This window comes from Sphingomonas panni (genome assembly GCF_022664435.1).
In the GTDB taxonomy this organism is placed as follows: domain Bacteria; phylum Pseudomonadota; class Alphaproteobacteria; order Sphingomonadales; family Sphingomonadaceae; genus Sphingomonas; species Sphingomonas panni.
Map to the genome: position 1 here is coordinate 76,590 of NZ_JAKREU010000009.1, position 14,474 is coordinate 91,063.

The following is a 14,474-nucleotide window of genomic DNA, read 5'->3' on the forward strand; positions in this document are numbered from 1 at the left end:
GAGGTCAGAAGCTGAAGCGGGCGGTCGCCGAAATGGTGCGGCCGTTGATCGAGCGGGCGCGGACGATGCCGTTGGCCGGGATCGCGCCTTCCTCCGCCTCGGTCAGGCCGATCGTGTCGAACAGGTTGTTCGCATTGACCGAGAACTGGACCTGATCGGCCGGGCGGAACTGGACGAAGGCGTTGACCTGCGTATAGCCCGGCAGCTTCAGCTGGTTGCTGTCCTGCGCATAGCTCGACGTGGTGCCGATGACGTTGGCACCGATGGTGAAGCGGTCGACATCGATCTGCGGCGTGGCGGAGAAGACGAATTCCGCCTGGCGGCGCGGGCGGTTGCCGACGGTCGCCGGGTTCACCGCGTCGCTGACGATCTTCGCATCGGTCCAGGTGCCGCCTGCGGTCAGGCTGAACGGCCCGCGCTTGATATTGCCCTCCAGCTCGACGCCGTAGGCGCGATAGTTGCGGTCGAAGAAGCGCTGGGTCGTCGCCTCGAAATTCTGCTCCTCGGTCCGTGCCCAGAAGCCGGTGGCGTAGAAGGCGACGCCGTTCGCGCGATACTTCATGCCGGCCTCGGCCTGGCGGACGATATCGACCGCCGCGTCGGCATTGAGCAGGCCGCCGGTGGTGGTGCTGACGGCGGGGCCGAACAGCAGCCGGTCGGCATTGGCGCGCCCGCCCCGGCTGTAGCGGCCGAACACCGCGAGGTCGGGGCTGATGCGATAGTTCGCACCCAGCGAATAGGACCAGTAGTTGAAGTCGTAATCGACCGGGGCCGGGCTGCCGAGCGGGAGGATCGCGACGCGGCGTTCGGCGTCCGCGATCACGCCGTCGCGATTGATGTCGCGGGTGGTGATGCCGACGCGTCCGCCGCCCAGATCGGCACCGGTGACGGTGCCCTTCGCCTGGCCGAAGTCGTAGCGGACCGACCCGTCGAGCGTCAGCGCGCCACCCGACCAGTTGAGCGAGGCGAAGGGCGCGTTGGTGTCGTAGTTCAGGTCATAGCTGCGGCGGCAGCATCCACCGAAATAGCTGGCGGCATAGCCATACACGCCGTTCTGCGTGATCGAGGTGCCGACCGCGTTGCGGACATTGACCAGCGCGGCATTGCCGCCGCCCACCACGTCGGACAGCAACGACGTCCACAGCCAGTCGGTATCGATCGTCTGGCGCGACTTGTAGAAGCCGGCGGTCACACCGAGCGTCCCGCCGCCGAGCGCGATGTCATGCGTCAGGCGGAAATCGTTGGTGATGTTGTCGAGGCTGTTGAGCTTGGTGTCGAACACCACGATCTGCGCCAGCAGGCCGTTGCCGTTGAGCGCCGCCGGGTTGGCGATCACGCGGCCGGCATTGGGGCCGGTCGCGTAGCTGAGCGTCGATCCCGCACCGGCCAGCGCGGTGGCGATGGTCGCCGCCGAATCGACGTTCGCCGGGAAGTTCGAGATGAAGCGTCCCGAAATATCCGAATAGCGGAAGCGGTTGGTGACGCTCCACCCCTCGGCCAGGTCGAACTTCGTTTCGAAGCCGACCGCCTTGACCAGCGGATGCTGCCCGTCGCGAATGTCGTTGGTGACGGGATTGTTGTTGCCGTCCAGCGTCAGGTTGCGGGTGATGTTGGGCGAATGCAGCGTGTCGCGGTTGATCGAGAAGCCGGCGATCTCGGTGAACTTCGGATCGTCGTTGGTGCCGCTGACCCGGATCGGGTTGGGCAGATAGGCGATGGCGCGGTCATCGAGATATTTGCCGTAGACGCGGACATAGCCGCCGGCGAATTCCTTGGTCACGTTCAGCTTGATCTGTCCGCCGCGATTGGCGTCGTAGCCCGCCTCGCGCGGGCCTTCGCCGAAACGGTAGAAGCCGCCGACATGGACGCGCAGGCTGTCCGACAGATGCTTGCTGTAGGAAAAGTCGGTGCGGAAATCGCGATAGTCTATGCCGAACGACCCCTGCACCACGCCGCCTTCGCGTTCACCGGTGTCGGAGATCATGTTGATGACGCCGCCGGGCGAGTTGGAGGCGAAGGTCGAGGCGGAACCGCCGCGAATGGCCTCCACGCGAGCGACGTTCAGATCGGCGCGCAGGAAGATGTCGGCATTGCCGAAGGTGATGTCGCCATATTCGAGGATGGGGAGGCCGTCTTCCTGCAGCTGCAGGAATTTCGACCCGCCCGAGGCGACCGGCAGGCCGCGCACCGCGATATTGGCATTGCCTTCGCCGCCCGAGCTTTCGGAACGGACGCCGGGGATGTTGCGGAACAGTTCGGCGACCGACCGCGGCGCGGTGGTCTGGAGCGTCGCCTGGTCGAGCGAGCTGACCGAGACCGAGCTGTCGAGCCGGTTCTGGCCGCGCGCCACGCCGGTGACGATGATGTCGGCATCGGCGGCGGCGGTGTCCTCGGTCAGCTGGGCGGTGTCGGTCGCGGGTGCGTCGGCGACCTGCGCCATTGCCGGCAGCGGCAGGGCGAGCGCGGTCGATGCAAGCAGAATATGGAACGCCTTCATGGTCCCCTCCTTGGGAAATGGCCCGATCATTGCCGGTTCACGAATCGCAGATATCTATTACTGCAAACGATTGCAACGTTCTGACACATAGCTATTGCAATGGATTGCAGTGGGTGTGGCCGGGATGTCACAGGCGTCCGCGCCGCCGGGGTGTCACCGATCGGTAACGCAGGCGTAACCAACCTGCCACCGCGCTGCGGCAGGGGCGGCGGTGAGGGGGAGCCGGGGCGCTTCCCAAGGGGAATTTACATGGTTGCTATCTTCGCGCGGTCCTCGCGGGCCTTGTTCGTGCGTGCGCTGCTGAGCGGTGTCGCGATCCTGCCGGCGGCCGCCATCGCCGCGCCGATCGAGGAAGCGCCGGTGGCGGCGGAAACCGTGCCGGGCGACGACGATGCGCCGGAAATCGTGGTGCAGGGCAGCCGCCCGATCGCCGAATCGGAAGCCGCCGCGCTGGAAATCCAGCGCAACAGCCCGGCACTGGTATCGGTCATCGCCTCCGACGCGGTCGGCCGCCTGCCCGACCAGAATGTGGCGCAGGCGATCAGCCGCCTGCCCGGTGTCGGGGTCGAGCGCGACCAGGGGCAGGCGCGCTATGTCAACCTGCGCGGCGCGCCCAAGCGCTGGACGACGCTGTCGTTCGACGGCGTCAACGTCGTCAGCCCCGAAGGACGCGCGGCCCGCTTCGATTCGATCCCCTCGGCGATCGCCAAGCAGATCATCGTGCGCAAGGCGGTGACGCCGGACATGGTCGGCGAGACGATTTCGGGCAATGTCGACATCATCACCCGCTCGGGCTTCGACCGGAACGGCTTCCACGTCGCGGGCAAGGCCGGATACGGGCTGGTCGAACTGGGCGACCGGCGCGAATTCGAAGGGTCGCTGGTCGTGTCCGACCGGTTCGATACCGGCATCGGCGAATTCGCGGTATCGTCCTCGGCCAGCCTGTACCGGCGCGGCATGGTGACCGACAATTTCGAAACCGATTGGGAAACGGTCAAGGAAGATATCCGTCCGGGCAATGCCGACCGCATCTGGGCGCGCGAGACGGAGAACAAGCTCTATCGCCTCGTCCGCAAGAATTACGCGCTGTCGACCCGGCTCGACTGGAAACCGGCACCCGGCCACCGCATCTTCGCCGAAACCATCTATTCAGCGTTCCAGGACGACGAACAGCGCAACAACTATATCTTCGACCTCGACGATCAGCAGAAGCTGTTGAAGGGGAATACGGCGTCGTGCGCGGTCAACGCCACCCCGGCGGCGGGCACCACCGGCTATGCCGATGTCTGCACCGGCAACACGCCGCTGAAGGGCGCGGTGTACGGTATCGACCTGAATTCCAACTTCACCGTCCGTGCCTATAAGCAGTCGGTGTTCACCAATACCCTGGGCGGCGACCATGATCTCGACACGTGGCGCGTGTCGTGGCGGGCCAACTACACCCGCTCGATCGACGACCGGACCCAGCCGGCGCAGCTGAACTTCGAAAGTCCGTCCTATGGCAGCAACGGTGCGAACGCCGCCAACCGGCTGACCGTCGCCTATGACCTGACCGACCCGCAACTGGCGAAGGTCGAGCTGTATCGCACGATCCGCAACGCCAATGGCACGTTCTCCCGCGGTGCGCGGGTCACGTCGATCGGCGATTTTCCGATGAACCCGTTCCGCCTGCGCTCGACGCTCGCCGCCGACACGACCGACGCCTATACTGCGCGGGTCGACGTGCAGCATGACGTCGACGGCCTGCTGGGCGACAAGACGACGCTGGCGTTCGGCGTCCGCTTCGACGACCGTACCAAATCGGTCGACGAACGCCTGCTCGAACTGACCACCGCCGCGCAGTTCGCCGCCGCGGGCATCAGCAGCTATTCGCAGATCGCCATCCCCGGCGGGTTCCAGGGCAAGCTGCCGCTAGGCTACACCTTCCAGTATTTCAGCCGCGACAAGCTGCTCGGGCTGGTCGACAATGCCAGGAAGGTCGGCAGCTATCAGAACGCGACCGCCAACCTGTACGACGTGAACGAGCGGATTTATTCGGCGTACGGCATGGCCACCGTCACCACCGGCTGGGGCAACCTCGTTGGCGGGGCGCGGATCGAGCATATCCGCAACAAGTCGTCGGCGTTCGTCACTGATGGCAAGACCTTCACCCCGCTGACCGTCGATCGCGACATGACCTTGGTCTATCCCAGCCTGCACATCAATTACGACGTTACGCCCCGGATGAAGGCGCGGCTGTCGTTCAACACCGGCGCGGCGCGGCCCGATTACGACCAGCTGCGCCCCAACCTGTCGTTCAACGACGCCAACCTGACCATTTCGGGCGGTAATCCCGATGCGAAGCCGGAAAAGGCGATGGGCGTCGATGCCTATGTCGAATATTATGTCGCGCCCGCCGGCTTCCTGTCGTTCGGTGCCTATTACAAGCGGCTGCGCGACGTGCTGTTCGACACCAGCCGCACCTTTGGCAGCGACATCCTGAACTTCGGCGGCACCGATCGGTCGCAATATGACTTCGCGACCATCGACAATGGCGGCAACGGGTCGATCGTCGGCATCGAAGGCGCCATCCAGCAGCAGCTCGACCCGTTCGTCGGCGATCTGGGCCTGCCCGACTGGATGGGCGGGTTCGGCGTGCAGCTGAACGCGACGCTGAACCGCAGCCGCGCGGAAACGCCCGATGGCCGCCGCGTGCCGCTGCCGGGTGCGTCGGACGCGGTCTATAATCTGGGCGTCTATTACGAGAAATACGGCTTCTCGGCGCGCGTCCAGTATCAGAACCGCTCGCGCTGGCTGGACGAGCTGGGCGACTTCCAGGTCATCAACGGCGTCAATCGTGGCGTCGACGGCGGCGACTTCTATTGGGCGAAGGACGACGAACTCGACGCGTCGGTGCGCTATGCGGTTACCCGCAACGTCGAGCTGTTCGGCAATTTCAGCAACCTGCTGGGCGGTCCGGGCCGTCGCTATGTGCGGGACACCCGCTACACGATCGAGCATGAGACGTTCGGCCGCCGCTATCAGGCCGGCCTGCGGGTGAATTTCTGATGCGGCGGTTCCTCGTGGCGGCGGCGTTGCTCGGCGGATGTGCGGTGACGCCCCCGCCGGCGGCCACGCCCACTGCGGTGCCGATGGTCGCGGCGGTAGCGGAGACCGATCCGGTCGATACCGCCGCCGACGCCGCCGACGATCCCGCCATCTGGCGCAACCGGCGCAACCCCGCCGCCAGCCTGGTGATCGGGACGGACAAGAAGGCCGGCATCCACGTCTATGACCTGTCGGGCAAGCGGCTGAGCTTCACGCCCGCCGCGCGGCTGAACAATGTCGACCTGCGCGAGATCGGCGGACGGGTGATCGCGGCGGCCAGCGACCGGGCGGACGAGGCTCAGGCGCATGTCGCGCTGTTCACCCTCGACACCGTGGCGAAGAAGCTGGTGCCGATCGGTCGGTATCCGGTCGGCGCGGGCGAGGCCTATGGCATGTGCCTGTGGACCCGCAAGGCGGACAAGGCGCTGTTCGGCTTCGTCGTGATGAAGGACGGGCGGATCGATCAGGTGTCGATCGATACGAGCGGCGCGACGCCGGTGGTGCGCACCGTGCGATCGATGAAGGTCGCCAGCCAGGCCGAGGGCTGCGTGGTCGATGACCGCACGGGCCTGCTCTATGTCGCGGAGGAGGATGTCGGGCTGTGGCGCTTCGCCGCCGATCCCGCGGCTCCGGTCGGCGGTACGCCGATCGCACGGGTCGACGGCCGGACGCTGGTCGCCGATGCGGAGGGGCTGGCGCTGGCCCCGGCCGGGCGCGATGGCGGCTATCTGGTCGCGAGCAGCCAGGGCGACAATGCCTATACCCTCTATCGCCTGCCCGGCGTCACCTATGCTGGGCGCTTCCGTATCGGTGGCGGGGCGATCGACGGGACCAGCGAAACCGACGGCATCGACCTGATCCCCGGCAATTTCGGGCCGAACTACCGCAAGGGGCTGATGGTCGCACAGGACGGCGACAATGCGCCCGACACGCAGAACTTCAAATATGTGTCGTGGGCGGAGGTGCTGAAGGCGTTGCGGCTCAAATAGCCCTCTCCAAATACGTCACCCCAGCGCAGGCCGGGGTCTCCCCGTGATAACGCGCCGCAGGAGCCGCGAGAGACCCCAGCCTGCGCTGGGGTGACGTTTCATTTGAGGAGGATCACCGCTGCGCGCGGGGCTTCCAGGTGAGGACGCGGTAGATATAGCCGATCACGATCGCCGCCGACATGGCGATGGCGACCGGCCCGACATAATGGTCGAGCTGTTCGAAATTCGACCCCAGCCACAGTCCGGCATAGGCCAGCACCGCGTTCCACACGATGCTGCCGGTGAAGGTGGCGAGGAAGAAGCGCCAGCGCGGCATACAGGCCATGCCGGCGGGCAGCGAGATCATCGTGCGGAACGTCGGCATGAAGCGGAAGATGAAGACCGTCTTGCCGCCATGTTTGCGGAAGAAGCGGTGCAGCTTTTCCACATCCTCCCACTCGACCGTCAGCCACCGGCCCCAGCGGTCGACGAACGGCTTCAACCCCTGATAGCCGAAGCGCCGCCCGATCGCGTACCAGAAATAATTGCCGGCGGTGGTCCCGGCCGTGCCCCACAGCAGCAGCGGCACCATCGCCATGTCGCCGCGCGCCACCGCCATGCCGCCCAGCCCCATGATGACCTCCGACGGGATCGGCGGCACGACATTTTCCAGCGCCATCAGCAGGAAGATGCCGAGATAGCCGCCGCGCGCGATCGCATCGAGGATGAAGGTCGTCATGGGGGTTCCGAACGTGCGGGGCGGGGTTTCGTGCCGTGAAAGGCTGGGCACCGCGTCGCCCCGACCCGCCACGGGCGTCACCCCAGCGCAGGCTGGGGTCTCCCCGTGATAGCGCGGGGCAGGAGCCGCGAGAGACCCCAGCCTGCGCTGGGGTGACGCTTTTAGTGAATGGGCGGGCGGTTACTTCGCCGCCACCCGTGCCTCGATCGCGTCCCAGATCATGCCGGCGACGTCGGTCCCGTCGAACTTCTCGATCGCGACGATGCCGGTGGGCGAGGTGACGTTGATCTCGGTCAGCCATTCGCCGCCGATCACGTCGATCCCGACGAAGATCAGCCCGCGCCGCTTCAGCTCCGGGCCGAGTTCGGTGCAGATTTCGCGTTCCCTGTCCGTCAGCTCGGTTTTGGCTGCGGTGCCGCCGACCGCCAGGTTCGACCGGATTTCGCCCGCCCCCGGCAGGCGGTTGACCGCGCCCGCGACCTCGCCATCGACCAGCACGATGCGCTTGTCGCCCTTTGCCACGGCGGGCAGGAACGCCTGCACCATATGCGGCTCGCGGTACGCGGTGTTGAACACTTCGATCAGCGAGGACAGGTTCTGCGCATCGGCATCGATCTTGAAGATCGCCTTGCCGCCATTGCCGTGCAGCGGCTTGACCACGATCGAGCCGTGTTCGTTGAGGAACTTGCGCGCTTCCTCGACCGAGCGGGTGATGAGGGTAGGCGGCATGAAGTGCTGATAGTCGAGCACGAACAGCTTTTCAGGCGCATTGCGCACCGATGCCGGATCGTTGACCACCAGCGTCCGGTCGCTGATCCGCTCCAGCAGATGCGTCGCGGTGATATAACCGAGGTCGAACGGCGGGTCCTGCCGCATCAGCACGACATCGGCCTGCACGCCGAGATCAAGGCTGGCGGGATCGCCGAACGCGAAATGGTCGCCGACGACGCGCTGCACCGTCACCGGGCGGGCCTCCGTCCACACCCGGTCGCCCGACTGGTTGAGGTCCTCGGGCGCGTAATGGAACAGCCGGTGCCCTCGCGCCTGCGCCGACAGCATCAGCGCGAAGGTGGAATCGCCCGCAATGTTGATGCCGGCAAGGGGGTCCATCTGGACGGCGACGGTCAGCGACATGGGGCAAACTCCGGTTGGTTGCCGCTCAGGTAGGAGGCTGGCGGGGGAAAGTCACGGGTGAGCGAGAAAGGCCGGTCCTACCGCAGCGGCTTGCCCGAATCCTTCCACCGGTCGAGGACCTGCGATTCCGGCGGCAGCGTGTCCTTCGACTCGGCCGCCGGGGTCGCGCTGGCGACCGGCGTCGGCGGCGCGACGAATGTCGGCGGGACCAGCGGCACGGTCGGGACCGGCACCGCCTCCAGCGTCGGCGGCGGGGGCAGGGGACGCAGTGGCCCCGGCATCGGCTCCATGCCGATATAGCGGTCGCGGAAGGCGGCGGGGGTGCCCCACCACCCCTTCCAACGGTGAAAGAAATGCGCGCCGAACACGCCGGTCATCACCAGCGCGCGGTTCCACGACGGGGTGACGGCATAGGTGTGGTAATGCGTCGCCAGCCCGACGGGGGCGAACACGTCGCCCGACAGCGCGCGGGCGGCGACCCGGCGGGAGCGCAGCCAGACCGAAGGCACCGGCACCCGCGCCATCGCCCCGTCGCACGCAAAGCTGAACTGGCACACCGGCCGGTCCGACCCCTGGAACACCACGCCGCACACCGTCGCGGGAAAGGCGGGATGGCGCACGCGGTTCAGCACGACCTGCGCCACCGCCCGCTGTCCGTCATCAGGTTCGTTGCCGGCTTCGTAATAGATGGCGGTGGTCAGACATTGCAGCGCCCGCGCCCGGTCGAGCTGGCTGCCGCGCAGGACGAACGGCCGCGCCGGCTGGATCGAGGCGTCGCCGATCGCGTCGGCATCGGCATGCGCGGGAAGTGCCGGCAGGGGGGCGGTGCCGGTTTCCCCCCGTCGCACAGGCGCGTCGAGCAGCAGTTGCGCCGCGCCGGGAAAATGGTCGTCCGCTTCATATCCGGTGACGACCGGCGGGGGCGGGGCGGGGGTATCGCGATGCTCGCGCGCAGCGATCCCCGCCCGCACGGCGATCGCCCCACCGACGATCAGCAGGACGCTGCCGATGACCTTGCGCGCACGCCGCGACAGGGGGGGAAGGGCCGCCATCGGGGGTGGCTGTAGCGGGAAATGGTTTGGAAAGTCGCAAGATTATCGGGGGCTTTCCCCCATCACCGCGGATAAAACCGTGCCCTTCGCGAAGTTCCGTAGCCTGCCACAGATACGCCGTACCCCCGCGCAGGCGGGGGTCCAGAGCCAAGCAAAACACCGGCTCGTGCCTGGAACCCTGGACCCCCGCCTGCGCGGGGGTACGCGATACGCCAAAAAATCAATACTTCTGAACAAGCATCGGTTCATGTCCGGGACGACGACACGACAGCGCTTACTTCACCCCCAGATCGGCGCGACTCAGGTCCACCGATGCCGCCGGGATCACGACCAGTTGCGGATAGGCGGCGCGGAGCGGTTCGACGAACTGCTTCGCGTCGCCGACCACGACGATGCTCGCCGCCTTCGGGTCCATGACCTGTGCCGCCGCCTGCTGCACCGCCGCCGGACCGACCGCTTCGATCGAGGGGAGGAAGGTCGCGATGCGTGCCAGCGGTACGCCGTCCGACACATAGGTGACGATCGTGCCCGCGATGCCGCTGGTCCGTTCGATGGTGCGGCCGAAATTGCCGGTCAGCACCGCCTTGCGCGTCGCCAGTTCGGCCTCGGGGGCGGGTTCGGTGCCCAGCCGACGCAGTTCGTCGGTGATGATCTTCACCACTTCGGGTGCGGACGGGTTCTTGGTCTGGGTCGACGCACTCACCGCCCCGCCCTTCGCCCGCGCGTCCAGTTCGGAACGCGCGCCATAGGCGAGGCCGCGCTTGATGCGGATTTCCTGGTTGAGGCGTGAGGAGAAGCCGACGCCGAGCGTCGCATTGGCGACGGCGGCGGGGAAATACGCCGCGTCGCTGCGCGCGATGCCCGGCCGCGCGACGACGACGCCCGCCTGTCCGGCACCGGGCATGTCGACGACGATCACGCGGGGGGCGGGGGTGGCGACCTGCGGAGCCGGCGCGGGCGTCGCGCCCGGCTGGCCGCGCCAGTCGCCGAACAGCTGCGTCGCCAGTGCCATCCCGGCGTCGGGCGTGATGTCGCCGACCAGCACCAGCGTCGCCTTTTCCGGCTGCCATGCGCGGGCATAGGCGCTGGTGATATCGGCGCGGGTGATCGCCTTCAGCGTGGTCGGCGTACCGCTGGCCGGGTGGCCGTACGGCGCACCGCCGAACACCGCGCGGTCGGCGACGAGGCCCGACAATTGCCCCGGATCGGTCAGTGCGACGCTGACGCCGTCGATCGTCCGCGTGCGCAGCCGGTCGATCTCCTCCTGCGCGAAGGCCGGATTGCGCGCGACATCGGCGAGGATGCCGAGCGCCGGCGCGACCTGACCCGACCCGACGGTCAGCGTGACGTTCTGCGAATCCCATCCGGCACCGCTGCCGATGCTGCCGCCCAGCGATTCGACCGCGCGGGCGATCTCGGTCGCCGAGCGGGTCTTGGTCCCCTGTGTCAGCAGCCCGGCGGTCAGTTCACCCACGCCGGCGCGATCGTCGGGATCGGCCGCCGCCCCGCCGCCGGCGACCAGCGCGGCGGTCACGACCGGCAGCCCGCGCTTTTCGACCAGCACGACGCGCATCCCGTTGGGCAGGCGGCGTTCGACCGGCACCGGGATCGCGACCTGCACCGGCGCGCTGGGCGCGGGCGGCAAGACGCGCTGGCCTTCTGCGGCGGGCGTGTGGATCGCGATGCCCGGCGGCACGGCCAGCGGCGCGGTGACGACGCTGTCGGCGATCGCAATCGCATCGCTCGCTGCGTTCGCCGGCTTGGCCGTGTCGGGCAGGTAGCGGATCGTGGCGGCGCGGTTGGCGGCAAGCCAGCTCCGGGCGACGCGCTGCACATCGGCGGCGGTCACGCGGCCGATCGCCGCCAGCGCCTTGTCGGCGGCCTTCGGATCGCGCTCGACGATGACGCCCTGCGCCAGTGCGGACGCTTTCCCTTCCGCCGTTTCGCGCGACAGCAGCTCGGCGGTCGTGATCTCGTTCTTCGCTTCGGCCAGTTCGGCGGCGGTGGGCGGGGTGGCGATGATGCGCGCGACCTCCCGCTCCAGCGCCGCTTCGCCGTCCGCGACCGACTTGCCGCCCGCAAGGATCGCATAGAGCGACAGCGTGCCCGGACCCTGCTTCGCATCGACCTGTACGCCGACATCCTGCGCGATCTGGTCGCGATAGACCAGCGCCTGGTGCAGGCGCGAATTGTCGCCGCCCGACAGGATCGCGTCGAGGACCTTCAACGCCGCCTGATCGGGATGATTGGCCGGCGGCAGCGGATAGCTGATGAGGATCGCGGGCAGCGGCGTGTTCGCCTCGTACACCGTCTTCGTCACCGGCTGCTGGCGGACCGGTTCGTCGACGGTCACACGCGGGATCGGGCGATTGGGCTTCGCGATGGGCGCGAAATACTGGTCGACCCAGCGGTTCAGCTGCGCGGGATCGAAATTGCCCGCGACGACCAGCACCGCATTGTCGGGCCGGTAATAGGTCGCATGGAAGGCGCGGATGTCGTCGATCGTCGCCGCATCCAGATCGGCGATCGATCCTATGCCCGGCCGCGCATAGGGGTGGCGGCTATACGACACCATCGGCGCATAGAGGCCGAACAGCTTGCCATAAGGCTGGGCAAGGATGCGGCTGCGCAGTTCCTCCTTCACCACTTCGCGTTCCGACGCGAAGGTCTTCGGATCGACGACCAGCGTCGCCATCCGGTCGGCCTCGGCGAACAGCAGCCGCTGCAGGTGGTTGGCGGGCACCACCTCGTAATAATTGGTATAGTCGTCGGCGGTCGACGCGTTGTTGTACCCGCCGACATCCTCGGTCAGCCGGTCGAGCTGTTCGGGCACGAGGTTCCGCGTCGCCTTGAACATCAGATGTTCGAACATGTGCGCGAAGCCCGACCGCCCGGCAGGGTCGTCCTTCGACCCGACATCGTACCATACCTGCACCGACACGTTCGCGCTCGACGTGTCGCGAATGGCATAGACGCGCAGGCCGTTGGCGAGGGTGCGTTCGGTGTAGGCGATCGGCGGAACGGTCGCGCTGGCGGCGGGGGGCGTCGGGGCGGGGCGCTGCTGTGCGTATGCAGGGGTCAGCAGGGCGGTCGAGATCAGCAGCGCGAGGCCGAAACGCATGGGGGACACTCTCCGAACGGGTGATGCGGCACGGTGTGGGCCGCATCGGGTCGGGGTGTCAACGTATCGTCGGTTACGACGTCGCGATCGAACCGAAATGCCTCGTCACTCCCGCGCAGGCGGGAGTCCATACACGCGGGCGTCGCCGAAAAGGCGCAACCGTCAGCGGTTATGGATTCCCGCCTTCGCGGGAATGACGAGAAGAAATCAGCCCTTCTTGCGTCCAGAATTGGCGTAGAGCAAAGCGGCAGCCAGCGCGGCGGAACCGATGCCGATGCCGATCGGCACCAGCGGCCACGCCTGCCCCTTCGACGGCTGCTTCGTATCGGCGGCGGCATCGGCGACGCGCTTCATATCCTTGGCGGCGGCGGTTACTTCGTTCAGTTCGGTCTTGTCGGTCATGATCCTCTCCCTCTTGCCGGGGTTCAATGCTTGGGGGCGGTGTAGCGTGCCCGGAAATCGTCGGCGAAGACGGCCAGCGTATCGTTCGCGATTGCCGCGCGCAGATCGGCCATCAACGCCTGATAGAAATAGAGATTATGCTCGGTCATCAGCATCGCCCCCAGAATTTCGCCCGCGCGGACGAGGTGGTGGAGATAGGCGCGGCTGTGCCCCGCACATACCGGACAGGCACAGTCGGGATCGACCGGGCCAAGATCCTCGGCAAATTTGGCGTTACGGATGTTGATCGGGCCTGAACGGGTAAAGGCCTGTCCGGTGCGACCCGACCGGGTCGGCAGCACGCAGTCGAACATGTCGATGCCGCGTTCGACCGCGCCGACGATATCGTCGGGCTTGCCGACGCCCATCAGATAGCGCGGCTTGTCGACCGGCAACTGCTGTGGCGCATAGTCCAGCACGCCGAACATCGCCTCCTGCCCCTCGCCGACCGCGAGGCCGCCGACCGCATAGCCGTCGAAACCGATATCGATCAGCGCATCGGCCGAAGCCTTGCGCAGTTTTTCGTCGAGCGCGCCCTGCTGGATCCCGAACAGCGCGGCGCGGCTGGCATGGTCCTCGCCCGAATCGAACCCGGCGCGGCTGCGGCGTGCCCAGCGCATCGAGCGTTCCATCGCGCGCGCCTGTACCTCGCGGGTCGAGGTGGTCGGGACCAGTTCGTCGAACGCCATCACGATGTCGGAGCCGAGCAATCGCTGGATTTCCATCGAGCGTTCGGGACTCATCAGGTGGCGGGTGCCGTCCAAGTGGCTCTTGAACTCGACGCCATCCTCCGACCGCTTGGTCAATTCGGACAGGCTCATCACCTGATAGCCGCCGCTGTCGGTCAGGATCGGCCGGTCCCAGCCCATGAACTTGTGCAGGCCCCCCAGCCGCGCGACCCGCTCGGCGCTGGGGCGCAGCATCAGGTGATAGGTGTTGCCGAGCAATATGTCGGCGCCCGATGCACGAACGTCCTGCGGCTTCATCGCCTTCACGGTAGCGGCGGTGCCGACCGGCATGAAGGCGGGCGTGCGGATGTCCCCGCGCTGCATGGCGATGGTGCCGGTGCGGGCGCGGCCGGACGTGGCGGTGACGGTGAAGGCGAAACGGGGAGCCATAAGGCGAGCCGTCATGCCGGACCTTCCCCCCGCTGTCGACCGTTGTTGCGGTTTCACGGGAGCAAAGATGATGGCCGAACCGATGAACCCCGGCGACGATGCCCTGCCCGGTACGCCCGGGACCGGCGAGGATGTGTGTCCGCGTTGTGGCGGCAGCGGTACGATCGACGGCGGCGAGTGCGCCAATTGTGGCGGCACCGGGAAGGTGATCGAAGGAATAGGTGGCGGCTGAAATCCTCCCCGGCACGGGGAGGGGACCAGCCGCAGGCTGGTGGAGGGGGGTGTCCGCAAGCGCACCACCTGCGGCTCGCCCCCTC

At 67.2% G+C, this 14,474-nt stretch carries 10 protein-coding genes; 3 read left to right on the forward strand and 7 right to left on the reverse strand.

Features of this window, described 5'->3' with window-relative positions; all coding sequences use genetic code 11:
* Positions 1-4 precede the first annotated feature (4 nt).
* Complete coding sequence (locus MF609_RS16130) at positions 5-2,497, reverse strand: TonB-dependent receptor domain-containing protein (RefSeq protein ID WP_242417173.1); 2,493 nt, start codon at positions 2,495-2,497, stop codon at positions 5-7.
* Between the two features lie 288 nt (positions 2,498-2,785).
* Here MF609_RS16130 and MF609_RS16135 point away from each other — a divergent pair, with 288 nt between their 5' ends.
* The gene (locus MF609_RS16135) at positions 2,786-5,545 is read left to right on the forward strand and encodes a TonB-dependent receptor (RefSeq protein WP_242417174.1); all 2,760 of its coding nucleotides are present in this window, start codon (positions 2,786-2,788) and stop codon (positions 5,543-5,545) included.
* Positions 5,545-6,573 (forward strand): phytase, encoded by a 1,029-nt coding sequence (locus tag MF609_RS16140; protein WP_242417175.1) that lies wholly within the window; start codon positions 5,545-5,547, stop codon positions 6,571-6,573. The genes MF609_RS16135 and MF609_RS16140 overlap by 1 nt, the downstream gene beginning before the upstream one ends.
* Before the next feature lie 112 nt (positions 6,574-6,685).
* On the opposite strand, the gene MF609_RS16145 is transcribed toward MF609_RS16140, so the two are convergent.
* The 6 genes from MF609_RS16145 to tgt form a co-directional block, all read right to left on the reverse strand.
* Positions 6,686-7,291 (reverse strand): DedA family protein, encoded by a 606-nt coding sequence (locus tag MF609_RS16145; RefSeq protein WP_242417176.1) that lies wholly within the window; start codon positions 7,289-7,291, stop codon positions 6,686-6,688.
* Positions 7,292-7,471: 180 nt separating this feature from the next.
* Positions 7,472-8,425, reverse strand: coding sequence for a glutathione synthase (gene gshB / locus MF609_RS16150; RefSeq protein WP_242417177.1), 954 nt, complete (start codon positions 8,423-8,425; stop codon positions 7,472-7,474).
* A 77-nt stretch (positions 8,426-8,502) separates the two neighbouring features.
* Entirely contained in the window at positions 8,503-9,477 is a 975-nt protein-coding gene (locus MF609_RS16155; protein WP_242417178.1) for a cell wall hydrolase, read from the reverse strand.
* A gap of 274 nt (positions 9,478-9,751) precedes the next feature.
* The gene (locus tag MF609_RS16160) at positions 9,752-12,598 is read right to left on the reverse strand and encodes a M16 family metallopeptidase (RefSeq protein ID WP_242417179.1); all 2,847 of its coding nucleotides are present in this window, start codon (positions 12,596-12,598) and stop codon (positions 9,752-9,754) included.
* A 207-nt stretch (positions 12,599-12,805) separates the two neighbouring features.
* Positions 12,806-13,000 carry a hypothetical protein gene (locus MF609_RS16165; protein ID WP_242417180.1) on the reverse strand — a complete coding sequence of 65 codons (195 nt, stop codon included), beginning with the start codon at positions 12,998-13,000 and terminating at the stop codon, positions 12,806-12,808.
* A gap of 23 nt (positions 13,001-13,023) precedes the next feature.
* Complete coding sequence (gene tgt / locus MF609_RS16170; protein WP_419723112.1) at positions 13,024-14,157, reverse strand: tRNA guanosine(34) transglycosylase Tgt; 1,134 nt, start codon at positions 14,155-14,157, stop codon at positions 13,024-13,026.
* 67 nt (positions 14,158-14,224) lie between these two features.
* Between tgt and MF609_RS16175 the strand changes: the two genes are divergently transcribed.
* Positions 14,225-14,389 carry a hypothetical protein gene (locus MF609_RS16175; protein WP_242417182.1) on the forward strand — a complete coding sequence of 55 codons (165 nt, stop codon included), beginning with the start codon at positions 14,225-14,227 and terminating at the stop codon, positions 14,387-14,389.
* Positions 14,390-14,474 lie beyond the last annotated feature (85 nt).